At 57.1% G+C, this 25,336-nt stretch carries 25 protein-coding genes; 11 read left to right on the top strand and 14 right to left on the bottom strand.

From position 1 onward, the window contains the following. Positions 1–66: 66 nt before the first annotated feature. Positions 67–1,137 carry a catabolic alanine racemase DadX gene (gene dadX / locus B498_RS15240; protein ID WP_008500515.1) on the bottom strand — a complete coding sequence of 357 codons (1,071 nt, stop codon included), beginning with the start codon at positions 1,135–1,137 and terminating at the stop codon, positions 67–69. Between the two features lie 9 nt (positions 1,138–1,146). Continuing rightward, positions 1,147–2,445 carry a D-amino acid dehydrogenase gene (locus tag B498_RS15245; protein ID WP_008500514.1) on the bottom strand — a complete coding sequence of 433 codons (1,299 nt, stop codon included), beginning with the start codon at positions 2,443–2,445 and terminating at the stop codon, positions 1,147–1,149. A gap of 321 nt (positions 2,446–2,766) precedes the next feature. Here B498_RS15245 and B498_RS15250 point away from each other — a divergent pair, with 321 nt between their 5' ends. Continuing rightward, a complete protein-coding gene (locus B498_RS15250; protein ID WP_008500513.1) occupies positions 2,767–4,299 on the top strand; it encodes a SpoVR family protein in 1,533 nt (510 codons plus the stop codon). Positions 4,300–4,408: 109 nt separating this feature from the next. Here the strand turns inward: B498_RS15250 and fadR are convergent, their stop codons facing one another. Continuing rightward, entirely contained in the window at positions 4,409–5,128 is a 720-nt protein-coding gene (gene fadR, locus B498_RS15255) for a fatty acid metabolism transcriptional regulator FadR (RefSeq protein ID WP_008500512.1), read from the bottom strand. Positions 5,129–5,329: 201 nt separating this feature from the next. Here fadR and nhaB point away from each other — a divergent pair, with 201 nt between their 5' ends. Both nhaB and dsbB read left to right on the top strand, forming a co-directional pair. After that, entirely contained in the window at positions 5,330–6,868 is a 1,539-nt protein-coding gene (gene nhaB / locus B498_RS15260; RefSeq protein ID WP_008500511.1) for a Na(+)/H(+) antiporter NhaB, read from the top strand. Positions 6,869–7,011: 143 nt separating this feature from the next. Continuing rightward, positions 7,012–7,542, top strand: coding sequence for a disulfide bond formation protein DsbB (dsbB, locus tag B498_RS15265; protein ID WP_028015880.1), 531 nt, complete (start codon positions 7,012–7,014; stop codon positions 7,540–7,542). Positions 7,543–7,657: 115 nt separating this feature from the next. Here dsbB and B498_RS15270 read toward each other — a convergent pair whose 3' ends face one another. The 3 genes from B498_RS15270 to B498_RS15280 all read right to left on the bottom strand — a co-directional run bounded on the left by B498_RS15270 (position 7,658) and on the right by B498_RS15280 (position 9,174). Continuing rightward, complete coding sequence (locus B498_RS15270) at positions 7,658–8,098, bottom strand: YcgN family cysteine cluster protein (protein WP_008500509.1); 441 nt, start codon at positions 8,096–8,098, stop codon at positions 7,658–7,660. A 93-nt stretch (positions 8,099–8,191) separates the two neighbouring features. Then, positions 8,192–8,851: a fumarylacetoacetate hydrolase family protein gene (locus B498_RS15275; RefSeq protein ID WP_008500508.1), complete on the bottom strand. Its 660-nt coding sequence runs from the start codon at positions 8,849–8,851 to the stop codon at positions 8,192–8,194. Between the two features lie 47 nt (positions 8,852–8,898). Continuing rightward, entirely contained in the window at positions 8,899–9,174 is a 276-nt protein-coding gene (locus B498_RS15280) for a YcgL domain-containing protein (protein ID WP_008500507.1), read from the bottom strand. A gap of 123 nt (positions 9,175–9,297) precedes the next feature. Between B498_RS15280 and minC the strand changes: the two genes are divergently transcribed. From minC to minE, 3 genes are read left to right on the top strand one after another with little or no spacing between them, the layout of a single operon-like run. Further along, positions 9,298–10,005, top strand: a complete 708-nt coding sequence (gene minC, locus B498_RS15285) for a septum site-determining protein MinC (RefSeq protein ID WP_008500506.1) — start codon at positions 9,298–9,300, stop codon at positions 10,003–10,005. Positions 10,006–10,028: 23 nt separating this feature from the next. Further along, positions 10,029–10,841, top strand: a complete 813-nt coding sequence (gene minD / locus B498_RS15290; RefSeq protein WP_008500505.1) for a septum site-determining protein MinD — start codon at positions 10,029–10,031, stop codon at positions 10,839–10,841. A gap of 3 nt (positions 10,842–10,844) precedes the next feature. Beyond that, entirely contained in the window at positions 10,845–11,114 is a 270-nt protein-coding gene (gene minE, locus B498_RS15295) for a cell division topological specificity factor MinE (protein WP_008500504.1), read from the top strand. 72 nt (positions 11,115–11,186) lie between these two features. On the opposite strand, the gene rnd is transcribed toward minE, so the two are convergent. From rnd to B498_RS15320, 5 genes are all read right to left on the bottom strand, one after another. After that, a complete protein-coding gene (gene rnd, locus B498_RS15300; protein WP_157179048.1) occupies positions 11,187–12,302 on the bottom strand; it encodes a ribonuclease D in 1,116 nt (371 codons plus the stop codon). A gap of 83 nt (positions 12,303–12,385) precedes the next feature. Further along, on the bottom strand, positions 12,386–14,071 hold the full coding sequence (fadD, locus tag B498_RS15305; RefSeq protein ID WP_014884268.1) for a long-chain-fatty-acid--CoA ligase FadD: 1,686 nt from the start codon (positions 14,069–14,071) through the stop codon (positions 12,386–12,388). Between the two features lie 203 nt (positions 14,072–14,274). After that, on the bottom strand, positions 14,275–14,856 hold the full coding sequence (locus tag B498_RS15310) for a Slp family lipoprotein (protein ID WP_008500501.1): 582 nt from the start codon (positions 14,854–14,856) through the stop codon (positions 14,275–14,277). A 37-nt stretch (positions 14,857–14,893) separates the two neighbouring features. Further along, positions 14,894–15,589 (bottom strand): tRNA (adenosine(37)-N6)-threonylcarbamoyltransferase complex dimerization subunit type 1 TsaB, encoded by a 696-nt coding sequence (tsaB, locus tag B498_RS15315; RefSeq protein ID WP_008500500.1) that lies wholly within the window; start codon positions 15,587–15,589, stop codon positions 14,894–14,896. A 66-nt stretch (positions 15,590–15,655) separates the two neighbouring features. Then, the gene (locus B498_RS15320; RefSeq protein ID WP_008500499.1) at positions 15,656–17,566 is read right to left on the bottom strand and encodes an ATP-dependent DNA helicase; all 1,911 of its coding nucleotides are present in this window, start codon (positions 17,564–17,566) and stop codon (positions 15,656–15,658) included. Positions 17,567–17,699: 133 nt separating this feature from the next. On the opposite strand from B498_RS15320, the gene B498_RS15325 reads away from it, so the two are divergent. Next, a complete protein-coding gene (locus B498_RS15325; protein WP_008500498.1) occupies positions 17,700–18,044 on the top strand; it encodes a RidA family protein in 345 nt (114 codons plus the stop codon). 6 nt (positions 18,045–18,050) lie between these two features. On the opposite strand, the gene B498_RS15330 is transcribed toward B498_RS15325, so the two are convergent. Beyond that, on the bottom strand, positions 18,051–18,233 hold the full coding sequence (locus B498_RS15330; protein WP_008500497.1) for a YoaH family protein: 183 nt from the start codon (positions 18,231–18,233) through the stop codon (positions 18,051–18,053). Positions 18,234–18,294: 61 nt separating this feature from the next. Between B498_RS15330 and pabB the strand changes: the two genes are divergently transcribed. The 4 genes from pabB to B498_RS15350 all read left to right on the top strand — a co-directional run bounded on the left by pabB (position 18,295) and on the right by B498_RS15350 (position 23,484). Further along, positions 18,295–19,620: an aminodeoxychorismate synthase component 1 gene (pabB, locus tag B498_RS15335; RefSeq protein WP_032622792.1), complete on the top strand. Its 1,326-nt coding sequence runs from the start codon at positions 18,295–18,297 to the stop codon at positions 19,618–19,620. A gap of 6 nt (positions 19,621–19,626) precedes the next feature. Continuing rightward, entirely contained in the window at positions 19,627–20,205 is a 579-nt protein-coding gene (locus B498_RS15340; RefSeq protein WP_008500495.1) for a CoA pyrophosphatase, read from the top strand. Between the two features lie 185 nt (positions 20,206–20,390). Next, positions 20,391–21,755 carry an L-serine ammonia-lyase gene (sdaA, locus tag B498_RS15345; RefSeq protein ID WP_008500494.1) on the top strand — a complete coding sequence of 455 codons (1,365 nt, stop codon included), beginning with the start codon at positions 20,391–20,393 and terminating at the stop codon, positions 21,753–21,755. 130 nt (positions 21,756–21,885) lie between these two features. After that, a complete protein-coding gene (locus B498_RS15350) occupies positions 21,886–23,484 on the top strand; it encodes a cyclic diguanylate phosphodiesterase (RefSeq protein WP_008500493.1) in 1,599 nt (532 codons plus the stop codon). Positions 23,485–23,490: 6 nt separating this feature from the next. On the opposite strand, the gene yoaE is transcribed toward B498_RS15350, so the two are convergent. After that, positions 23,491–25,050 (bottom strand): CNNM family cation transport protein YoaE, encoded by a 1,560-nt coding sequence (yoaE, locus tag B498_RS15355; RefSeq protein ID WP_008500492.1) that lies wholly within the window; start codon positions 25,048–25,050, stop codon positions 23,491–23,493. Beyond that, the gene (locus tag B498_RS23500) at positions 25,038–25,196 is read right to left on the bottom strand and encodes a protein YoaL (protein WP_371258203.1); all 159 of its coding nucleotides are present in this window, start codon (positions 25,194–25,196) and stop codon (positions 25,038–25,040) included. Before B498_RS23500 ends, yoaE begins: the two co-directional genes overlap by 13 nt. Positions 25,197–25,336 lie beyond the last annotated feature (140 nt).

Raw genomic sequence — 25,336 nt, 5'->3', positions numbered from 1 at the left:
TTACCCGGCCTACAAAACCCTCGAACGTAGGCCGGGTAAGCGTTAGCGCCACTCGGCGAACATACGTTACACCGTCACAACCGGCACCCTCGGTGCCAGGGCACACATCAGTTCATATCCCACCGTGCCCGCCGCGGCCGCCACGTCATCAATTTTGATTTCGTTACCCCACAGCTCGACCGGGGAACCGATACCCGCCTGCGGGCAGGGCGTCAGGTCAACGGCCAGCATATCCATTGATACGGTGCCTACCGTTCCCGTGCGGACTCCATCTACCCACACAGGCGTACCGGTCGGCGCAATGCGCGGGTAGCCGTCGGCATAGCCGCCCGCCACGATACCAATCCGCTGCTCGCCCTTTGCCCGATAGCGGCTACCGTAGCCCACCGTGTCGCCAGCTTTCAGGGTCTGCACGCCAATGATTTCGCTGCGCAGGGTCATAACCGGCTTCAGGCCGCTGTTGGCGATATCCTGCCACTGGCCCGAGGGCGACGCGCCGTACAGAACGATCCCCGGACGCACCCAGTTGTAATGCGCCTCGGGATGCCACAGCGTGGCCGCCGAGTTGGACAGCGAGCGCGGGCAGTCCAGCCCTTCTGCCGCCTGCTCAATGCGGACCATGGCATCGGCGATACCGTCCGGTTTTTCCGCGTCGGCAAAGTGCGCCATCAGCGTCATTTCACCCACGTTCTTCAGGGCGCGTAGCTGCTGCCAGACCGTATGCACCCGCTCAGGCTGGAAGCCCAGGCGGTTCATGCCGCTGTTGACCTTGAGATAGATATCCAGCGGCGCGTGGAGCTTCGCATCCTGAATCGCTTTGATCTGCCAGTTGCTATGAACGCTGGTGGTCAGCCGGTACTTATCCAGCAGCGGCAGATCGTCGGCGTGGAAGAAGCCCTCCAGCAGCAGTATGGGCCCTTTCCAGCCGCGCTCGCGCAGCAGAATGGCCTCTTCAAGATTGAGTAACGCAAAGCCATCGGTGGCGCTCAGCGCGCTCCAGATACGGTCAATGCCGTGGCCGTAGGCATTCGCTTTCACCACCGACCACACGCGTGCGCCAGGTGCTGCCCGACGAACAATCTGCAGGTTATCCTTCAGGGCCTGCAGGTTCAGCTGAGCGAGAACAGGACGGGACATGACAGCTCCTTAGTTATGCGCGCCGTGCAGGTGCTGTGGACGCGACGGCGTAAACCCCGATTGATAGCGCGCGACACTGAGATCGTCAAACGGAATGGCCGGCGTGCGTCCGGAAATCAGGTCGCTCAGCAGCTGTCCGGAGCCGCAGGCCATCGTCCAGCCAAGCGTACCGTGTCCGGTATTGGTCCACAGGTTTTTGAACGGCGTGCGCCCCACAATCGGCGTGCCGTCCGGCGTCATCGGACGCAGGCCGGTCCAGAAGGTCGCCTGCTCGACAAAACCACCGCGCGGGAAGAGGTCCCCCACCACCATCTCCAGCGTTTCACGACGCGGTTTCAGCAGTTCGGTGTTGAAGCCGACGATCTCCGCCATGCCGCCTACGCGGATGCGGTTATCGAAGCGGGTAATGGCGATTTTGTAGGTTTCATCCAGAATGGTAGAAACCGGTGCGCCGCTCTCCTCTTTTACCGGAATGGTCAGCGAGTAGCCTTTTAGCGGGTAGACCGGAATGTCGAGAATGCCTTTCAGCATGGCGGTGGAGTACGAACCAAACGCCATGACGTAGGCATCCGCTTTGATCACCTCTTCGCCACACTTCACGCCGTAAATTTTTTCCCCTTCCGACAGCAGCTTGTCGACAGAGGTGTTGTACCGGAATTTCACCCCTGCCTGCTCGCACATCTGCGCCAGACGCTGCGTAAAGAGCTGGCAGTCACCGGTTTCGTCATTCGGCAGGCGCAGGCCGCCCGTCAGCTTATGCGCCACTTCCGCCAGCGCAGGTTCAACCTGACCAAGCTGGCTGGCTTCCAGCAGCTGATACGGTACGCCAGCATCTTCCAGCACAGCGATATCGCGGGTGGCGTTTTCATACTGTTGTTCGGTGCGGAACAGTTGGAGCGTTCCGCCCTGACGGCCTTCGTACTCAATCCCGGTTGAGGCGCGCAGCGCTTTCAGGCAGTCGCGGCTGTATTCCGCCAGGCGCACCATGCGCCCTTTGTTCTCCATGTAGTGGCGTGTATCGCAGTTGCGCAGCATCTGCCACATCCACTTCAGCTGGAACTGCGTGCCGTCAAGGCTGATGGCCAGCGGCGCGTGGCGCTGGAACATCCATTTAATCGCTTTCAGCGGAACGCCCGGTGCTGCCCACGGTGCCGCATAGCCCGGAGAGATTTGCCCGGCGTTCGCCGCGCTGGTTTCCAGCGCGGGGCCTGACTCACGATCGATAACGGTGACGTCATGTCCCGCCTGACTTAAATACCAGGCGCTGGTTACCCCAACGACACCACTTCCCAGTATGACAACACGCATAGCCACTCCATTATGTGCAAAAGAACAATCTTCTAATTACAGATTGATAACCTAGTTGAAAATATTATTCAACATACGACTTTTTTATGGTGACTTATCTCACACATCCCCCAGCATCAGGGGATAGTGCTAATTTGGGATCTCCTGCTGCGCGTTATTTTTAACCAGCATAAAATGCTGAGAGACACCGTTTATTTGCCGTATCAAAAACGCGAAATCGCAAAGAAAAAATTTCTGCCCCAGCACGCTTTTTAACACGTTGATCTATGCTTGAAAGGAGGCTCTCCAGACAGAGAGAGCACCCACAACGAGGGCGCGCTAATGGCTACTATTGATTCCCTGAACAAGGACAACACACGTCTGAGCGATGGACCCGACTGGACCTTCGAGCTGCTGGATGTTTACCTCGCCGAGATCGACCGGGTCGCAAAACTGTATCGCCTGGATACCTATCCCCATCAGATTGAAGTCATTACGTCCGAACAGATGATGGACGCCTACTCCAGCGTCGGGATGCCGATTAACTATCCGCACTGGTCGTTTGGTAAGAAATTTATCGAAACGGAGCGGCTGTATAAGCACGGGCAGCAGGGTCTGGCGTATGAGATCGTCATTAACTCCAATCCGTGTATCGCCTATTTAATGGAAGAGAACACCATTACCATGCAGGCGCTGGTGATGGCGCACGCCTGCTACGGGCATAACTCCTTTTTCAAGAATAACTACCTGTTCCGCAGCTGGACGGATGCCAGCTCGATCGTCGATTACCTGATCTTCGCCCGTAAATACATTACCGACTGCGAAGAACGCTACGGCGTGGACGAAGTGGAAAAACTGCTCGACTCCTGTCACGCGCTGATGAACTACGGCGTTGACCGCTACAAACGTCCGCAGAAAATCTCCCTGCAGGAGGAGAAGGCCCGGCAGAAAAGCCGCGAAGAGTATCTGCAAAGCCAGGTGAACATGCTGTGGCGCACCCTGCCGAAGCGTGAGGAAGAAAAAACGATCGCCGAAGCGCGGCGCTATCCGTCCGAGCCACAGGAAAACCTGCTCTATTTTATGGAGAAGAACGCCCCGCTGCTGGAGCCGTGGCAGCGTGAGATCCTGCGCATCGTGCGCAAGGTGAGCCAGTATTTCTACCCGCAAAAACAGACGCAGGTGATGAACGAAGGCTGGGCGACCTTCTGGCACTACACCATCCTCAACCACCTGTACGACGAGGGGAAAGTCACCGAGCGGTTCATGATGGAGTTCCTCCACAGCCATACCAACGTGGTGTTCCAGCCGCCCTATAACAGCCCGTGGTACAGTGGGATTAACCCGTATGCCCTTGGCTTCGCCATGTTACAGGACATTAAGCGTATCTGTCAGTCGCCGACGGAAGAAGACAAGTACTGGTTCCCGGATATCGCCGGATCTGACTGGCTGGAAACGCTGCACTTTGCGATGCGCGACTTTAAGGATGAGAGCTTCATCAGCCAGTTTATGTCGCCGAAGATCATGCGTGATTTCCGCTTCTTCACCGTGCTGGACGACGACCGCAACAACTATCTGGAGATCTCCGCAATCCACAACGAGGAGGGATACCGTGAGATCCGCTCTCGCCTCTCTTCCCAGTACAACCTGAGCAACCTTGAACCAAATATCCAGGTCTGGAACGTGGATTTACGCGGTGACCGCTCCCTGACGCTGCGCTATATCCCGCACAATCGCGCGCCGCTGGATAAAGGGCGTAAAGAGGTGCTGAAGCACGTGCATCGCCTGTGGGGCTTTGACGTGCAGCTGGAGCAGCAGAATGAAGACGGGAGCGTCGAGCTGCTTGAACGCTGCCCGGCGCGGTTGAATACGCTTTAGTTTTTTGCCGGGTGGCGGCTACGCCTTACCCGGCCTACGGGTTTTGTAGGCCCGGTAAGCGAAGCGCCACCGGGCGAAAAAAAACCTCTCACACGAGAGGTTTTTTATTTCAGCGGCTCTGAATCGCCAAATCACCCGGCAGCGTTTTCTGCATACGGTGCCAGATTTCACCGGAATCGTGACCGTAGCGGCGCACCGTCTCATACACCTGATCGTGCAGACCTTCGGAGCACAGCTTGCTCAGCTTATGGTAAAAGCCCAGCGCCAGGCTGCGGGCTTCGGGATTGGCAAAGTAGTGACGGCCAATGCGGGTGTAGAGTCCCTTCATACCGTTGAGGATCAGACCGTACACCGGGTTGCCGGAGGCAAACGCCAGGCCACGGAAGACGTTGTAATCGAGGGTGGCGAACGCGTCGGCGTGATCTTCCACCTCGTTGGCACTGGCCAGCACCGCAAGCGCATCTTCCGGATGCTGGCGGAAAGCCGTACGAATAAAGATCGTCGCGATGTTGGTGCGAACGGAGAGCAGATTATCAATGAGCTGCGGCACGCTTTCATGATCGAGACGCGCCAGCGTTTCAAGAATGTTCAGCCCGGAGGTTTCCCAGAAGTTGTTCACTTTTGTTGGCTTGCCGTGCTGGATCGTCAACCAGCCATCGCGCGCCAGTCGCTGAAGCACTTCACGCAGCGTGGTGCGAGTGACGCCAATCAGTTCAGAGAGTTCGCGTTCAGCCGGAAGAATGGACCCCGCAGGGAAACGATTATTCCAGATGCTTTCAATGATGTACTCTTCCGCGAAACCCGCCGGGCTCTGCGCCTTAATGACCATAGTGAGATTTCCATTACACAGCTTTAGCAAATTGGACTCATCATACCAGAGGCGTGCAGTGGCAGGTAGCGCGGCAAAGAGAGAAAAGAGGGATCGCCGTTTCATTTTTATGAAATTTACAATGCAGTCTTATCCGCGTCTGGACCGTGAATTTTGCGTATACTGATGTTTTGTCTTACTTGACGGGGAAGGACGTCTGTCGTGGAAATTTCTTTTGGGCGCGCTCTGTGGCGCAATTTTTTAGGCCAGTCTCCTGACTGGTACAAACTGATACTGCTGGTGTTCCTGGTCGTTAACCCTCTCCTCTTTTACGTGAACCCGTTCGTTGCCGGGTGGCTGCTGGTCGCGGAGTTTATCTTCACCCTGGCGATGGCGCTGAAATGCTATCCCCTGTTGCCGGGCGGATTGCTGGCGTTTGAAGCGGTAGTGATTGGGATGACCTCTGCCGAGCATGTCAAAGCAGAGCTGGCATCCAATCTTGAAGTGCTTCTGCTGTTGATGTTTATGGTGGCGGGCATCTTCTTTATGAAACAGTTGCTGCTGTTTATCTTTACGCGCCTGCTGCTCAGCATTCCGTCGAAAATGGTTCTCTCGCTAGCGTTTTGCCTTGCGGCGGCCTTCCTGTCAGCCTTCCTGGACGCGCTGACGGTCGTCGCGGTGGTGATAAGCGTCGCGGTGGGGTTTTACGGTATTTATCACCGCGTGGCCTCCTCTCGTCCGGGTGAGGATCTGCAGGATGACAGCCATGTCGATGCGCATAACCGTGAGGTACTTGAGCAGTTTCGCGCCTTCCTGCGCAGCCTGATGATGCATGCCGGCGTCGGTACCGCACTGGGGGGCGTGATGACGATGGTGGGCGAGCCGCAAAACCTGATCATTGCGAAAGCGGCGGGCTGGCACTTCGGTGATTTTTTCCTGAGAATGGCCCCGGTGAGCGTGCCGGTGCTGATCTGCGGTCTGGCGACCTGTTTGCTGGTGGAGAAGTTTCGCCTCTTTGGTTACGGGGCACAACTCCCGGAGCCGGTACGTCAGGAGCTGCATAAATTCGATCTGCAGAGCCGACGCCAGCGGACGCGCCAGGAGACGCTGCGCCTGATTGCACAGGGGATCATCGGCGTCTGGCTTATCGCCGCGCTGGCGTTCCATCTGGCTGAAGTGGGGCTGATTGGTCTGTCCGTGATTATTCTCGCCACCACCTTTACCGGCGTGACGGATGAGCATGCCATCGGCAAAGCATTTACCGAAGCGCTGCCGTTTACCGCCCTGCTGGCGGTGTTCTTTGCGGTCGTGGCGGTGATAATCGACCAGCACCTGTTCGCGCCGATTATTGCCTTTGTCTTACGGGCATCGCCGGATGCTCAGCTGTCGCTGTTTTACCTGTTTAACGGCCTGCTCTCGTCAATCTCAGATAACGTCTTTGTCGGGACGGTTTACATTAACGAGGCTAAGACCGCGATGGAGCAAGGCGTGATCAGCGCCGGACAGTTTGAACTGCTGGCCGTGGCGATCAACACCGGTACCAACCTGCCGTCGGTGGCGACACCCAATGGCCAGGCCGCCTTCCTGTTCCTGCTGACCTCCGCTCTTGCGCCACTCATACGTCTTTCTTATGGAAGAATGGTCTGGATGGCCCTGCCCTATACGCTGGTGCTTACGATCGTGGGATTGCTTTGCGTCAAAATTACCCTTATTCCCTGTACGCAATGGTTGATACAAGCGGGTATACTTGCGGCGCAGTAAACACTGCAACTCGGGCAGTTCGCTGCCCGTTTGCCTTTTCGCACGATAAACATCCAATTACGTTTTATTTCGCCAGGTACAGGTGGCGCGAAAAACGAATTCGTTTACACTGCGCTTTCTAAGCATGTTCCAGGGAAATGATTATGTTGAGATTTTTAAACCAGTGCTCCCGCGGTCGCGGAGCATGGTTGTTAATGGCCCTGACCGCCTTTGCGCTGGAAATGGTCGCGCTGTGGTTCCAGCACGTAATGGGACTCAAACCTTGCGTGCTCTGTATTTACGAACGCTGCGCGCTGTTCGGCATTATGGGGGCTGGCCTGGTCGGCGCGATTGCGCCGAAGTCGCCGCTTCGCTATGCCGGGATCGCGATCTGGCTGTACAGCGCCTGGAAAGGCATTGAACTCTCATGGCAGCACACGATGATGCAGCTGCATCCGTCACCTTTTATGACCTGCGATTTTGCCGCCCGCTTCCCGAGCTGGCTGCCGCTGGACAAATGGCTGCCGCAGGTGTTCGTTGCCTCCGGTGACTGCTCCGTTCGCCAGTGGGAATTCCTGACGCTGGAGATGCCGCAGTGGCTGGTGGGCATTTTTGCCGCCTACTTCGTCGTGGCGCTGCTGGTGTTGATCGCTCAGCCGTTCAAACCGAAGAAGCGCGATTTGTTCGGACGCTAATTCGCCCGGCGGCGCTTCGCTTGCGCGGGCCTACGGTGTTGTAAGTCGGGTAAGCGCAGCGCCACCCGACACAACAGCGCACAATAAAAAACCCGCTTTGGCGGGTTTTTTAATCTCAACGGGTCGGGTGGTTCATGATGTGATCTTCCCAGTCCCGCACCTCGGACTCTTTTACCGCAATGTGGCGCACGGAGATACGTTCGCCGTGCATCGCCGCTTTTGAACCGGTCAGCAGGGGGTGCCAGTCAGGCAGACCTTTCCCCTCCGCCAGCAGGCGATACGCGCAGGTATGCGGCAGCCATTCAAAGGTGGGCAGATTCTCACGGGTTAATTTAATGCAGTCTGGCTCGAACTCGAAGCGGCGCTCGTAGTTGCGGCACTGGCAGGTTTTGATGTTCAGCTGCTTGCAGGCCACGTTGGTGAAGTAGATTTCGTCCGTGTCTTCATCCATCAGCTTGTGCAGGCAGCACTGACCACAGCCGTCGCATAAGGATTCCCATTCCGCGTCGGTCATGTCGTCGAGAGTTTTGCTTTGCCAGAAAGGGATGTCGTTCATCAGGATGTCCACACGTCAAAAGAAAGCGCACCTTATAACGAGTCTGGCACGTCGTTGCAAGTTTTGCCGCCCTTTTCAGGCGGCAAGAGGAGGTTACAGCACGCGGGTTTTAAGCGACAGGCCGTTAAAACCAACTTCAAGTTCATCACCGCTCGCGAGCGGACCAACGCCTTCCGGCGTGCCGGTCAGGATCACATCACCCGGCTTGAGGGTAAAGAAGCGGCTCATGTAGGCGATCAGCGGCACAATCTTATGGATCATGTCTGCCGTGGTGCCCTGCTGGCGGATTTCACCGTTAACCTTCAGGCTGAGCGGCGTGTCCTGCGGATTACCGGTAAATTCGCTCACCGGCACAAACGCCGAAATTGGGCAGGAATTATCAAACCCTTTGGCTTTTTCCCACGGCTGCCCCGCTTTCTTCATTTTACCCTGCACGTCGCGTAGCGTCAGATCCAGCGCCACGCCGTATCCGGCGATCGCTTTCTGCACATGCTCTTCGGAGGCCTGACGCAGCGTTGCGCCGATCAGCACGGCGAGTTCCACTTCGTGGTGCACCGAGCCGAGCCCCTGCGGCAGGGCCAGCGGCTGGCGAATATCGCAAAGCGCCGTTTCAGGCTTAATGAACAGAACCGGCTCTTCTGGCGTCGCACTGCCCATCTCCTGAATATGTTTTGCATAGTTGCTGCCCACGCAAACCACTTTGCTGACGGGATAATCCAGTAATGCACCTTGCCAGTTATGATGTTGATACATGGTCGACCCCTAAACGGTTGATGTGTTGTGCTCAAAAACAGTTGAGACTATTTTTTACCGTTCGCCTCAAGATGCTGTTTTAATAAATTCTCGGGTGGCGGCGGAAGCTGTAAATAATAGCCCTGCTCGGCTAATGCCGTTTTCACTTTCTCCAGATCGGCATTCACCAGTTTCTTGCGACCATCCAGCGGCAGCAGCATCGCCATCTGCGGTCGGCCAAAGCTCTTCATTAATTCTTCAGGCACGCGTGAAAAATCGTCTTTCTTTTCGACATAAAGATAGGTCTGGTCACGGGTTGTACTTCTGTAGATCACACAAAACATGTTTTTACTCTGAATTAATGGGTGGTTGCTTGCCTCAATATACTCCTGACTATAACATGCCTGATACTCTTCGGAATATCGCAGCGAATGGTTGCGGTTAATAGCAAATTGAGTAAGGCCAGGATGTCAAACACGCCCATCGAGCTTAAAGGCAGTAGCTTCACCTTATCAGTGGTACATTTGCATGATGCAAAACCCGAGGTTATTCGTCAGGCGTTAGAAGACAAAATCGCCCAGGCTCCCGCCTTCCTGAAGCACGCCCCTGTTGTTATCAACGTCAGCGGTCTTGAAGCGCCGGTTAACTGGAAACGTCTCCAGCAGGCCGTCTCCTCGACCGGACTGCGTATTGTCGGCATCAGCGGCTGCAAAGATACTGAACTGAAAGCGGAAATTGACCGTGCGGGGCTGCCGCTTCTGAATGAAGGCAAAGAAAAAGCCCCGCGTGCGGCACCCGTTGCCGTCGAAACGCCCCCTCCTGCGGCGCAAAACGTTACAAACATCACAAAAACGCGAATGATTGATGTGCCGGTTCGTTCCGGTCAGCGCATTTATGCACCAAACTGTGATCTGATTGTTACAAGCCACGTCAGTGCTGGCGCTGAGCTGATTGCAGATGGCAATATTCACGTTTACGGTATGATGCGTGGACGTGCGCTCGCAGGTGCAAGTGGCGATCGGGACGCGCAAATATTTTGTACTCACCTGACGGCGGAACTGGTGTCCATCGCAGGTGAATATTGGCTGAGCGACAAGATCCCAGCCGAATTTTATGGCAAAGCGGCTCGCCTGCTTCTGGCAGACGACGCGTTGACCGTTCAACCGTTGAATTGATCCCTTTTTAACAAGGAATTTCTATGGCACGCATTATTGTTGTTACTTCGGGTAAAGGAGGCGTTGGCAAGACCACCTCCAGCGCGGCCATCGCTACTGGTTTGGCCCAGAAGGGAAAGAAAACCGTCGTTATCGACTTCGATATCGGCCTGCGTAACCTCGACCTCATCATGGGATGTGAGCGTCGCGTCGTGTATGACTTTGTGAACGTCATTCAGGGCGATGCCACGCTGAACCAGGCGCTGATTAAAGACAAGCGCACCGAGAACCTCTACATTCTCCCGGCTTCTCAGACGCGTGACAAAGACGCCCTGACCCGTGAAGGGGTAGAAAAGGTGCTCGACGAGCTGAAAAAAATGGAGTTCGACTTCATCGTCTGTGACTCCCCTGCCGGTATCGAAACCGGTGCCCTGATGGCGCTCTACTTCGCTGATGAAGCAATCATCACCACCAACCCTGAAGTTTCATCCGTGCGTGACTCAGACCGCATTCTCGGGATCCTCGCCTCTAAATCCCGTCGTGCGGAAAATGGCGAAGACCCGATTAAAGAACACCTGCTGCTCACCCGCTACAACCCGGGCCGCGTGAACAAAGGTGACATGCTGAGCATGGAAGACGTGCTGGAGATCCTGCGCATTAAGCTGGTGGGCGTTATCCCGGAAGATCAGTCCGTGTTACGCGCCTCTAACCAGGGCGAGCCAGTGATCCTTGATACAATGGCAGATGCAGGTAAAGCTTACGCCGATACCGTTGACCGTCTGCTGGGAGAAGAACGTCCTTTCCGCTTCATAGAAGAAGAGAAGAAAGGTTTCCTCAAACGCCTGTTCGGAGGATAAGTTATGGCATTACTGGACTTTTTTCTCTCGCGGAAAAAGAACACCGCCAACATCGCAAAAGAACGTCTGCAAATTATCGTTGCGGAGCGTCGTCGTAGCGACGCCGAGCCTCACTACCTGCCGCAGCTGCGCAAGGACATCCTGGAAGTGATCTGTAAGTACGTGCAGATTGACCCGGAGATGGTGACGGTGCAGCTGGAACAAAAAGACGGGGATATTTCGATTCTGGAGCTGAACGTGACGCTCCCGGAAGCGGAAGAGTCGCGTCCGTAGGTTTGTGATTTCGTCGCCCCGGTAAGCGCAGCGCCACCGGGGGAATATGCCGGGTTAACGCCCGGCATATTTTTATCGCGGATAACCTTCCAGCAGCGTATTCAGGCGATCGGCCATCAATTCCCCGCGCCATCCCGCCATCATTTCCGGCAAGCCATTCTGCGGCTTCAGCTTCCAGTGCCAGTTAAGCAGCTGGTTAATCTGACGGCGTGAAGCGAGCAGCTCCGCGCTCAGCTTGCTTTCCGTAGCCACCGTCTGCACCAGCGCTTTGATGTCCTTAAACGCTTTGCGATAGCCCGGCATATCCATCAGGTTCAGCAGCGGTTCCGGCAGCGCCTCTTCCGGCAACGCCTGCGCTTTTACGACCAGCGCCAGCAGGGTTTTGCCGTGGAAACGGATTTCGCTGCCCGAAAGCCCAATGCTGTCCAGCTCGCCGAGGCTGCCCGGCATATAGCGCGCAACCGCCCAGAGATGCTCTTCGCGAACCACAAAGTTAACGGCCAGATCGCGCTCGCGCGCTTTACGCAAGCGCCAGTCTGCCAGCAGCTGCAGGCACGCCAGCTGACGCGTACGCAGCTGCCAGGCGTTGCTGATGTCGCGCCAGGCCTCTTTCGGATCCACCACTTCCTGACGACGCAGCTGGGTCATACGGCACTCGTCCAGCGCGGCGGACAGCCAGCCGGATGCCTCGGCTTCTTTCATCAGCTGTCCGGCGATCGGCAGCAGGTAAAACACGTCAGCCGCCGCATACTCCAGCTGGCGCGCGGTAAGCGGACGGGCCAGCCAGTCGGTACGGGATTCGCTTTTATCCAGCGTCAGGCCCGTATACTCCTCCACCATGGCGGCAAAGCCCCAGGAGAGCGGTCGCCCGCTGAACGCCGCAAGGATCTGCGTATCAATCAGCGGCTGAGGCATGATGCCAAAGGTGTTCAGAAAGACTTCCAGATCTTCACTGCCTGCGTGCAGGTATTTCGTGACGGCGGTATCGAGCAGCAGATCGCGCATCGGCATCCAGTCGGTAATGCCGAGAGGGTCGATCAGCGACACGTGTTTACCGTCGTACATCTGAATCAACCCCAGCTGCGGATAGTACGTCCGGGTACGGACAAACTCGGTATCCAGGGCAATGGCAGGAAAGTCGCGCGTCACTTCGCACAGCGAAGCCAGCTCGTCGTTGGTCGTGATCATCTGGTAATTCAAATCGGATTCTCTTTTGTTTGCGCCCATAAAAAACGCCGGCTTAACCGGCGTTTGGACGATTAACGTGAAGCTCAGGCCTTATTGTCTACTTTGGCACGGGCTTCGTCACGTAATTCTCGTCGTAATATCTTCCCGACGTTGGATTTCGGCAGCTCGTCGCGGAATTCCACAAGCTTCGGCACTTTATAGCCCGTCAGCTGACGACGACAAAACGTTATCAGCGCTTCCTCGGTGAGAGAAGGATCCTTCTTGACCACAAATATCTTCACTGCTTCACCGCTGCTGCCGGAAGGCACGCCGACCGCTGCCACTTCGAGTACGCCGCTGTGCTGCATGACCACGTCTTCGATCTCATTCGGATAGACGTTGAAGCCGGAGACCAGGATCATATCTTTCTTGCGATCGACAATGCGCAGGAAGCCCTCGTCATCCATCACCGCGATGTCACCGGTATGCAGCCAGCCGTCTTTGATGATTTCGTCGGTCGCGTCGGGACGCTGCCAGTAACCCAGCATGACCTGTGGACCTTTGACGCACAGCTCCCCCGGCTCACCCGGCGCGACTTCGTTATCGTTATCATCGACCAGTTTCGCTTCAGTGGAAGGAACGGGCAGTCCAATGCTTCCGCTGTGGTAGTCGATGTCATGCGGGTTAACGCTGACCAGCGGCGCGCATTCCGTCAGGCCATAGCCCTCCAGCAGATACTGGCCGGTGAGCTTCACCCAGCGCTCGGCCACAGCCTGCTGAACCGGCATACCGCCGCCCGCAGAGAGGTGCAGCGTGGAGAAGTCCAGCTGCTGGAACTCTTTGTTATTAAGCAGCGCGTTAAACAGGGTATTTACCCCGGTCATGGCGGTGAACGGGTATTTTGCCAGCTCTTTCACCAGCCCCGGTATATCACGCGGGTTAGTAATCAGCACGTTTTGACCGCCCAGCTCAATAAACAGCAGGCAGTTCATGGTCAGTGCGAAAATGTGGTACAGCGGCAGCGCCGTAATGACCAGCTCTTTGCCGGGATGCAGCAGCGGCCCGTAGGTTGCATTGACCTGCTCAAGGTTCGCCAGCATGTTGCGGTGGGTCAGCATTGCGCCTTTCGCCACGCCGGTGGTCCCACCGGTATACTGCAGGAACGCGAGATCTTCTGACACCACTTCCGGCTTAACGTACTGCATACGATAGCCCGCATGCAGCGCGCGGCGGAAGGAGATAGCGTCCGGCAGATGGTATTTTGGCACCAGACGTTTGACGTATTTGACGACAAAGTTAACCAGCGTGCCTTTGGCGGTGGAGAGCTGGTCCCCCATGCGCGTCAGGATGACGTGTTTCACCTGGGTTTTGTCGACCACTTTTTCCAGCGTATGGGCAAAGTTGGACACAATGACAATCGCGACTGCGCCGCTGTCGTTAAGCTGATGCTCCAGCTCGCGCGGGGTGTACAGCGGGTTGACGTTAACGACAATCATCCCGGCACGCAGGATACCGAACAGCGCCACCGGGTATTGCAGCAGGTTCGGCATCATCAGCGCGACGCGGTCCCCTTTTTGCAGTCCCAGCCCTTCCTGCAGGTACGCCGCAAACGCCCGGCTGCGCTCCTCCAGCTTACGGAACGTCATCACCTCGCCCATATTCACAAATGCGGGCTGGTCCGCGTAGCGCCTTACCGAGTGTTCAAATAATTCCACCAGGGATTGATAACGGTCAGGATTGATCTCAGCAGGAACATCTGCGGGATAACGGTTAAGCCAAACCTTCTTCAATGCATCACCTCTGAAATGAGTGTTCGTCGTCATCACAACCCCGATAATAAACAGTTTGTTAACATTATATTAACTCAGCGTACCAGTTTATTAATTGTTCAGATTTAAGGTTGCGAAGCGCGTCACTCTTTTTTTTCGTTTTATCCGTAAAAAAACAGAGACAGCGGCTGAGCCGCTGTCTCTTTTCTAACAATAACAGTAAGTTACTCAGTAACGATCGTCTGTACCTGTGCAGGCCCCGGGTTATACCAGCCCCAGCCCGGGTAGCCGTAACGATAAGGATGTGGACCCCACATCCACGGATCGATCGGCTGAGGCGGCATGATCACCTGCTGTGCCAGCCGCCAGCGCTTGTAGCCGTTCACCTGCATGGTCATAAATTTATACGGCGTGCTGCCGATTTTGCCCTGCATGGCGCCGGTAATCGGCCCGACGACGGTCACCAGCTGTCCGCGAAAATCAACCGGATCGAGGAACCCGCTGACGTCCGCATAGATGCGCCCGCGGGAGGCCTCGCCCAGCACAGGCCGCGCGCCGCTGTCCAGCGGAACGGTGGCGATCTCCAGACGGGTTTTCCCCTGCTGGTTTTGTACATCGATGACCTTACCGCCGAAGCGCGCTTCCTGGCCGACGTACAGCTCAGGTGCATTCATCACCCGAACCAGATCCTGCTGTGGCGTCGGGCTGCTGCCCTTAATCGCATCAGGAACGGAAACGCATCCGCTCAGTGCTATGGCAACCGCGCCTGCCATAATAAGGCGTACTACTTTAGTCTGAACCGCCATGATGCGACTCCTTTTTCTCAGTTCCTGTTACTGAGATTCACTCGCGGCCCGGAAGTTTCTTCCACGCGACGGTGTTTCGCAAATAAACCGGTTCCGCGTGTTCAACGGCCACGGTTTTGCCTGCTGCGAGCAGCTGGCTGGCAATCGGAAGCATATCTTCCGCAGCCGGCAGAAGCATGTTGCCGTCCACCAGCGTCAGCCCGGTGCCGTTCGCCATCTCAGGCCACGCCTGCCAGCCCGTACCGACGGTCGCCCACTCGCCGGACAGCTGCTTCAGCCGTTCCGTCACCGCTTCCGGCTTAAGCACGGCTTCCGTCTCTTCACCGTGCCACACGCCCTGCTCGTCGCGGGTGTATTCGGCCCAGTAGACTTCGCCCATGCGGGCATCAATCGCTGCCAGGACGCGCGTTGCCCCGGTCATGCGCCATGCGCCCTGTGCCATGGTGGCGAGGGTAGAGACGCCGATCATCGGCAGTTCGGCGCCCAGCGCCAGCCCCTGCGCAATGCCAATCCCGATGCGTACGCCCGTAAAGCTGCCGGGGCCGCGGCCAAAGGCCAGCGCGTCGAGGTCGGTTAAGGAGGTGTTGCCCTGGGTTAAAATGGCTTTTACCAGGGGCAGAATGCGTTGGGTGTGTTCCCGTGGGCACTCTTCGAAATGGGCAGAAACAGCACCGTCGTTCAACAGAGCAACAGAGCAAGCCTCTGTCGCGGTATCAATAGCCAGAATTCGCATCAGTCGTCGCGCTCTCGCAAGGGTCAGTCACAAAATGGCGCGCATCTTAGCACACTCCGGGGTAAATTACTCCGCCGTTGGGTTTGCCAGGAAACGCACCGCGCGTTTTATGTCCCGCGTCCGCGGTGCGGGCGGCAGGCTTGCAAGGAAGGTTGCCCCGTAAGGACGCATCACCAGCCGGTTATCGCAGATGACCAGCACGCCGCGATCGGTGACGTCACGGATTAAGCGCCCTACCCCTTGCTTAAGCGTAATGACCGCATCCGGCAGCTGAACCTCGTCAAACGGATCGCCGCCGCGCAGGCGGCAGTCTTCCATCCGCGCCTTCAGCAGCGGATCGTCCGGGGAGGTAAACGGCAGCTTATCAATGATCACCAGTGAAAGCGTGTCGCCGCGCACGTCCACCCCTTCCCAGAAGCTGCTGGTTGCGACCAGCAGGGCGTTACCGGCGCTAACGAACTGCTGCAGCAGCTGGCCTTTGCTGGTTTCGCCCTGCAGCAGCACCGGTAGCGTCATGGTGGCGCGAAACTGCTCGGCGAGGTCGCGCATCATGGCGTGGGAGGTGCAGAGCATAAAGCAGCGGCCGTTATTGGCCTCGATCATCGGCTTCAGCATCGCCGCGAGATGCCGCGCCGCCCCCGGCTGGTTCGGCAGCGGCAGATTGCGCGGCACGCAGAGCAGCGCCTGCTTTTCGTAATCGAACGGGCTGGGCAGAAGCAGCGATTCCGCCTGCTCGATGCCGAGGCGCTCGGTGAAGTGGTGCAGGTCGGCATTCACCGACAGGGTTGCCGACGTGAAGATCCAGCTTCCCGGCTTTTGCGCCATCACCTCTTTAAATTTATCCGCCACCGTCAGCGGCGTGAGCGCCAGGGTAAAGTGGCGCGAGGTGCATTCGTACCAGTAGCTGTAACCCGGCTGGTTAATCTCTTTCAGCCGTTTCAGCCGCCCGCGATAGAGCGTGGCGCGTTCGAAGGCCGCGTCGAGCAGCGCGGAACGGCCGAGCGACAGTTTCGCCACGTCGTAGCAGAGCTCAAGCGCATCATCGAGCAGCAGCAGCGCGCGCTGGATGTTTTTGTCCGCCAGCAGCTCGCGCAGGTTACCGCGATAGCCAGGCTCGCCAAGCTGTAAACGAAAATCCTGCGCGCTCTGCGCCAGACGATCGGCGCACTTCTGCAGCTGCTGGGTATCTTTGAGTTCGGTCCGGTACGCAATGGTGAAATCTTTCGCCAGATCCTGCAGCTGGCGGCTGGAGAGCGACTGGCCGAAATACTGGCTGGCGATATCCGGCAGCTGGTGGGCTTCGTCGAAGATCATCACGTCCGCCTCCGGGATCAGCTCACCAAAGCCGCTGTCCTTAACCACCATATCCGCGAGGAACAGATGGTGGTTCACCACCACCACATCCGCATCCATCGCCGTTTTGCGCGCTTTCACCACGAAGCAGTCTTTATACAGCGGGCAGTCGCTGCCGAGGCAGTTGTCGTTAGTGCTGGTCACCAGCGGCCAGGCGGGAGAGTCTTCCGGCACGCTCGCGCAGGTGCTGATATCGCCCTCTTCGGTCTGGTTCGCCCAGGCGCGAAGGATAATGACGTCGCTCAGGGTTTGCACCGGCAGGTCGCCGCCCGCCAGCGCCTGCTGCTCAAGGCGTTCCAGGCAGAGATAGTTGGAGCGCCCCTTCAGCAGGGCCAGACGGCCTTTGTATTTCAGCGCCTTTGCCACCGTGGGCAAATCGCGGCTGTAGAGCTGGTCCTGCAGCGCTTTCGAACCGGTCGAGATAATCACCTTTTTTTTCGCCCGCAGCGCTGGCGCAAGGTAAGCATAGGTTTTACCCGTGCCGGTACCCGCTTCGACCACCAGCGGCTGAGCCTTATCGATGGCGCGTGCAACGGCATGCGCCATCTGTCGCTGTGGCTCACGGGGTTTGAAGCCGGGGATAGCCTGCGCTAATTGACCTTCAGGGGAAAAATCGTCTGCCACGGTGCTCTCTCACTGTATTTTTGCACAGGGATTATGTCAGCCCATCCTCTCCTGTGCCACCCCAAATAGTGACGACACGAGAACAATATGGCAGTCTTGCCGCCTGACGACGAAAAATAACGAGGAAACGTTTATGACAATTGTGCGCATTGATGCCGAAGCCCGCTGGTCTGATGTGGTGATCCACAACCAGACGCTCTACTACACCGGCGTCCCGGCGAACCTTGACGCGGATGCGTTCGAGCAGACGGCCAATACCCTGGCGCAGATTGACGCGGTGCTGGAAAAACAGGGCAGCGACAAATCCCGCATTCTGGATGCGACGATTTTCCTGGCGAACAAAGATGACTTCGCGGCAATGAACAAAGCCTGGGATGCGTGGGTGGTGGCGGGTCACGCGCCTGTACGCTGCACCGTACAGGCCACGCTGATGAAGCCGGAATACAAGGTTGAGATTAAGATTATCGCGGCGGTTTAAGCCCGATCACTCTTCATCTTCATCCTCGAAACGCGCCACGATCCGCTCGCCGGTATGCGTGGCGCGCAGTTCTTCCGCCACCTGGGAAATCGCCTGTCCGCTGCTCATCCCCTGGGACATCAGTTCCTGAATTCGCTCAACCGCTTTCTGCTGCTGTTCATGGCTCAGAGAAGGTAAACCTGCAAACATCGTCAACTCCTGCTAAATTATTCGCGCTAATTATTTCACGCTGCCCGGTAGTATGCCACACATGAACATGCGCTTCCCCACTGTTATTACCCTGCCCTGGCGGACAGACGCCGCTGAATACTGGTTTGCCCGCCTGAGCCATCTTCCGTTTGCGATGCTGCTGCACTCCGGCCATGCGGACCATCCCTACAGCCGCTTTGATATTCTGGTCGCCGATCCGCTGAAGACGCTGACAACCGATGACCTGTCGCTGACGGACGATCCGCTGGCGCAGCTTCAGCACGATATTAACGCGCTGGGCTTATCCGCTACGCCAAACCCGGACCTTCCCTTTCAGGGAGGCGCGCTGGGCCTGTTTGGCTATGATTTGGGCCGCCGTTTTGAAACGCTGCCCGAGCGTGCGCAGGCTGATATTTCCCTGCCAGATATGGCCGTGGGGCTGTATGACTGGGCGTTAATCGTCGATCACCTCAAAAAAACGGTTTCCCTGCTGAGCCATCGTGACGTCCAGGCGCGTCTGGACTGGCTTGAGGCGCAACAGGCTGCACCCGCAGAGACGTTCACGCTGACCTCCGGCTGGCGCTCCAACATGAGCGCTGCGGAATATGCCGAAAAATTCGCGCGCGTTCAGGCGTATCTGCAAAGCGGCGACTGCTACCAGGTTAACCTCGCTCAGCGCTTCCAGGCGACCTATCGGGGAGATGAATGGCAGGCGTTTACCCGCCTAAATGCCAGCAACAAGGCACCGTTTAGCGCGTTTGTTCGTCTGGACCAGGGGGCGATCCTCAGCCTGTCGCCCGAACGCTTTATTCATCTGGCGGAGGGGACCATTCAAACCCGCCCGATTAAAGGCACCTTGCCGCGTCTTGCCGATCCCGACGCCGACCGTCAGCAGGCGGAAAAGCTGGCCGCCTCGCCAAAAGACCGCGCCGAAAACCTGATGATTGTCGATCTGATGCGTAACGACATTGGCCGGGTGGCCGTGCCGGGCAGCGTCCGCGTGCCGGAACTATTTGTCGTTGAGCCTTTCCCTGCGGTGCATCATCTGGTCAGCACCATTACCGCACAGTTGCCAGACTCGCGCACGGCCTGCGACCTGCTGCGCGCCGCGTTCCCGGGCGGCTCCATCACCGGTGCGCCGAAGGTGCGGGCAATGGAGATCATTGATGAACTGGAGCCCCACCGGCGCAATGCCTGGTGCGGCAGCATCGGCTATATCAGCCTGTGCGGCACGCTGGATACCAGCATTACCATCCGCACGCTGACCGCCTGCAACGGAAACCTTTACTGTTCGGCCGGGGGCGGGATTGTTGCCGATAGTGAGGTCGATGCGGAATATCAGGAAACCTTTGATAAAGTTAACCGTATCCTGAAACTACTGGAGTAATCACGGGTGGAAAAAGAGAACCTGACGCTGGATGACTTTTTATCGCGTTTTCAGCTACTAAGACCGCAGGTCAATCGCGAAGCGCTGAATCAGCGTCAGGCGGCCGTGCTGATCCCGGTCGTGCGTCGCGCGAAGCCGGGCCTGCTGCTCACCCAGCGTTCCGCCCATTTACGTAAGCATGCCGGTCAGGTCGCTTTTCCGGGGGGCGCTGTAGACAGCTCCGACGCCTCGCTGATTGCCGCCGCGCTGCGCGAAGCGCAGGAAGAGGTGGCCATTCCGCCGGAGGCCGTTGAGATCATCGGCGTGCTGCCGCCCGTCGACAGCGTTACCGGTTTCCAGGTCACGCCGGTGGTGGGCATTATCCCGCCGGGTCTGCAGTATCACGCCAGCGTTGATGAAGTCTCTGCGGTGTTTGAAATGCCGCTGGATGAAGCCCTTCGACTGAGTCGTTACCACCCGCTGGATATTCAGCGTCGTGGGCATGACCATCGGGTCTGGTTGTCCTGGTATCAGCATTATTTTGTCTGGGGCATGACGGCGGGCATCATTCGTGAACTGGCGCTGCAGATCGGCCTGAAACCTTGACTATACTTTACATTCCGCCCTCTTCTGCCAGGTTTGCGATCTGCGTCGCGCTATTAGCAAAACCCATCGTTAACCATTAGTTTAATTCATGTGAATAGTTAAGCCGAGGTCGGTGTTCCCTCTTACACTATGCGCAGTTATAACATCGTTACTGGAACCCCGGTAACCCTGTCAGGAGTGTGAAAGTGATTAGTATATTCGACATGTTCAAAGTGGGAATTGGCCCTTCGTCTTCCCATACTGTTGGCCCGATGAAGGCCGGTAAACAGTTCGTCGATGATCTGGTCGAAAAAGGATTACTGGAAAGCGTTACCCGTGTCGCCGTGGATGTTTACGGCTCGCTGTCATTAACGGGTAAAGGCCACCACACCGATATCGCCATTATTATGGGTCTGGCAGGCAATATGCCGGATACCGTTGATATTGATGCCATTCCGGCATTCATCCGCGACGTGGAAACACGCGGCCGCCTGCTGCTGGCAAACGGCCAGCAGGAAGTCGATTTCCCGCAGGATGACGGCATGCGTTTTCGCAGCGACAACCTGCCGCTGCATGAAAACGGCATGACCATTCACGCTTACAGCGGTGAAAAAGAGATCTACAGCAAAACGTACTACTCCATCGGCGGTGGTTTCATCGTGGATGAAGAGCATTTTGGCAAAGACAGCGTCGGCGACGTCAGCGTGCCGTACCCGTTCAAATCGGCGACCGAGATGCTGGGCTACTGCAAACAGACCGGTCTTTCCCTCTCCGGCATGGTGATGCAGAACGAACTGGCCCTGCACAGCAAACAAGAGATTGAAGACTATTTTGCCAACGTCTGGCAAACCATGCGCGCCTGTATCGATCGCGGGATGAACACCGAAGGCGTTCTGCCGGGTCCACTGCGCGTGCCGCGTCGTGCCTCTGCTCTGCGCCGTATGCTGGTAACCACGGACAAATTCTCCAACGACCCGATGAACGTGGTCGACTGGGTGAATATGTTTGCGCTTGCGGTTAACGAAGAGAACGCCGCCGGGGGCCGCGTCGTGACGGCGCCAACCAACGGCGCGTGCGGCATTGTTCCTGCGGTGCTGGCGTATTACGACCACTTTATTGAGCCCGTGACGCCGGACATCTATATCCGTTACTTCCTGGCGGCAGGTGCCATCGGCGCGCTGTACAAGATGAATGCCTCTATCTCCGGTGCGGAAGTGGGCTGTCAGGGTGAAGTCGGCGTGGCCTGCTCCATGGCGGCGGCGGGTCTGGCAGAGCTGTTGGGTGCAAGCCCTGAGCAGGTCTGCGTGGCGGCTGAAATCGGTATGGAACATAACCTCGGTCTGACCTGCGATCCGGTCGCGGGCCAGGTGCAGGTGCCGTGCATTGAGCGTAACGCGATTGCCTCGGTGAAAGCCATCAACGCCTCTCGTATGGCGATGCGCCGTACCAGCGAACCTCGCGTATCGCTGGATAAGGTGATTGAAACCATGTACGAAACGGGCAAAGACATGAACGCGAAATACCGCGAGACGTCCCGTGGTGGCCTGGCCATTAAGGTGCAGTGCGACTAATACTGCCTTTCGCCCATCTGCAACGGATGGGCGAATTTCCCTCTTCTTCCTCGTCTCCTTCTGCTTTCCCCACTACACTTTCACTGTTGCGTCCGGCTTTTGTGGCTGGTGGCTTACCAGGCGACCGTTCATGCAAACTGCACAAACGATCATTAAAAATTATCGCCGAAAACGCGTTATCGTCTGCGTGACGGTTGCGCTCCTCACGCTCATCCTGACGCTAGGCATTCGCTTTATCTCCCAGCGCAACGTTAACCAACAGCGGATCCTCGATTTTACCAGCCATACCGTTCGCGCCCTTGATAACGTTCTGCTTTCCCTGGAAAACCACCGCAACGTGCTGCAGCCGCTGGTGGGGCAGCCCTGCCTGCAGGTGCAACTGGCACTGCGGCAGCAGGCAGCCATTTTGCAGACGGTACGCTCCATTGCTCTGATCGAAGACGGTATCCTGTACTGTTCGAGTATTTTCGGTAGCCGCAGCGAGCCTGTGCGTGACGTCCTTCAGGAGCTCCCTGCCAGCACGGCGAAGCTGGTTTTATCGACCGACCAGTGGCTGCTTAAGGGCAGCCCTGTTTTGATCCAGTGGTATCCCGTCTCTCAGGACGGTGAAAATGGCGTCGTCGAGATTATCAATATCGACCTGATCGCCAGAATGATCCTTGAGCCCCAGCGTCCGCTCATCAATGACGTGGTGCTGACAGTCGGCAATCGCTTTTTACGCTACGGTCAACGCGTCACCGACAGCCTGACGTTTGATGAGGAGAGTACCCTTTTCCAGCAGTCTTCAACCCAAAATCCTTTCACGATTACGGTCGGCGGACCTGGCCCCGGAGAGTTAGCCTTAAAAAGCCTGCCCGCCCAGCTGCCGCTGGGACTGATGCTCAGCCTGCTGCTGGGCTATCTCGCCTGGCTGGCGACGGCAAACCGGATGAGCTTTACGTGGGAGATCGATATGGGCATTGCGGCGCGGGAATTTGAGCTTTTCTGCCAGCCGCTGGTGAATGCCCGCACCCAGGCGTGCACTGGCGTGGAGATCCTGCTGCGCTGGAATAACCCCCGTCAGGGTTGGATCACCCCGGAGGTGTTTATCCCTCTGGCAGAAGAACATAACCAGATTGTCCCCCTGACCCGCTACGTCATCGCCGAAACGGTGCGCCAGATAGGCTACCTCCCGTCCAGCCCCGGTTTTCACATCGGCATTAACGTCGCCGCCAGCCATTTCCGCCACGCAGTATTGATACAGGATCTGAACCGTCTCTGGTTCAGCGCCTGTCCGCGCCAACAGCTGGTAATTGAACTCACGGAACGGGATGCGCTGCTGGACGCGGATTATCGCATCGTGCGCGAACTGCATCGCAAAGGCGTGAAGCTTGCTATCGACGATTTCGGCACCGGGAACAGCTCCCTCTCCTGGCTTGAAAAGCTGCACCCGGACGTCCTGAAGATTGACCAGTCTTTTACGACCGCCATCGGCACCGATGCCGTGAATTCAACGGTGACGGACATGATCATTGCGCTGGGCCAGCGGCTGAATATCGAACTGGTGGCGGAAGGGGTTGAGACAGAGGAGCAGGCGCGCTATTTACGCCGTCACGGCGTACCTGTGCTGCAGGGATTTTTCTATGCGCGGCCGATGCCGCTGCGGGACTTTCCAGACTGGCTGGCGGGAAGTGCTCCCCCGCCAGCGCGTCATAACGGGCACATCGTGCCCTTAATGCCGCTGCGTTAAGCAGACTTACTCATCTTCATCGTGGGCAGATTGTTCTTTAACAATGCGGACCATATCAACGCGATAGTCGTTGGCTTCGACAATGGTAATGTGCAGCGGCGGCAGCTCAATCACATCGCCGACGCGCGGGATCTGCCCGTTCACGGCGATAACCAGACCGGCAACGGTCGCGATGTCTTCTTCATCGTTGACCACGTTTTCCAGCCCCAGCGTGTGCGAGAGCGCGTGCAGGTCGGTCGTACCTTTAACCAGCCAGCCTTCGCCGTCGGCAACAATTTCCGGCGTTTCGTCTTCATCCGGGAATTCACCGGCAATCGCTTCCAGCACGTCCAGCGGCGTCACCAGCCCCTGCACCACGCCAAACTCGTTGGTGACGATAACAAAGCTACCGCGCGCGCGGCGCAGCACACCGAGCAGGTTGATCGGATCCAGCGTTTCCGGCACCACAATCGCAGGCGATGCGGCAGCAACGGCTTCGACGTTAACGCCTTCTTCCAGAGCGACCAGCATCTCTTTTGCCCTGACCACGCCGATGATCTCATCCAGCTCGCCGCGACACACCGGGAACAGGCTGTGCGGTGAAGAGAGCAGCTGCTGGCGAATTTCATCCACGCTCAGGTTAGCATCGACCCAGCTGATCTCCCCGCGCGGCGTCATGATGCCGCGCAGCGAACGGGAGGCCAGAGAGAGCACGCCGTTAATCATGTAGCGTTCCTGTTCCACAAACGCCCCTTCCGGCACCGGAACCGGGTTGTGGTTTTCGGAATCAGACTGAACGTTCACCTGACGACGACCGCCCATCAAACGCAGAATGGCATCCGCGGTACGGGCGCGCAGCGGCTGATTTGACTGCTGCTTAATAAAGTTACGACGCGCAATCTGGTTGAACAGCTCGATCAGGATCGAGAAGCCAATCGCAGCGTACAGGTAGCCTTTCGGAATATGGAAGCCAAAGCCTTCCGCCACCAGGCTCAGACCAATCATCAGCAGGAAGCTCAGACACAGCACCACCACCGTCGGATGCTGGTTCACGAAACGCGTCAGCGGTTTCGACGCCAGCAGCATGACCGCCATCGCAATAACCACCGCCGCCATCATGACCGGCAGGTGGTTCACCATGCCGACCGCCGTGATCACCGCATCCAGCGAGAAGACCGCATCCAGCACCACGATCTGCAGCACCACCACCCAGAAGCTGGCATAGCCTTTACCGTGACCATCATCGTGCTGCCGGTTTTCCAGCCGCTCATGGAGCTCTGTCGTCGCTTTGAAGAGCAGGAATATCCCCCCGATCAGCATGATCAAATCACGGCCGGAAAAGGTGTAATCCATGACGGAGAATAACGGTTTGGTCAGCGTGACCATCCACGAGATAACGGAGAGCAGACCCAGTCGCATGACCAGCGCCAGCGAGAGACCAATCAGACGCGCTTTATCACGCTGTTTTGGCGGCAGCTTATCCGCAAGGATGGCGATAAACACCAGGTTATCGATGCCGAGAACAATCTCCAGCACCACCAGCGTGAGCAATCCTACCCAGATTGACGGGTCCATTAAGAATTCCATGACAAGCTCCTGCTAAAGGAATGACGAAACGGTGCCCCACTCAACGTGGGCAAAACAGAGGCAGACAGAGTCGATACGTGGCGAGGATCGCCGGTGAAAAAGGCGCGAAATGGCCTGAAAGATGACTGACGTCGGTGACGGTCCATATAGTGGGCTGTAGCCCTATACTCCTGAACAATTAAACGGAGGCTAAACATATCAGACACAATGCATTTTTAGCAAAGATTTACGTTCCTTTGCAAAGATCTGTAACACAGTGGCTGTACCCTTAAGATAAATCTGTCGC

This window comes from Enterobacter sp. SST3, from assembly GCF_000286655.1.
Lineage (GTDB): Bacteria > Pseudomonadota > Gammaproteobacteria > Enterobacterales > Enterobacteriaceae > Enterobacter > Enterobacter roggenkampii.
Note: the sequence above shows the minus strand (reverse complement) of the source record. Positions and strands in the feature narration are given on the sequence as shown.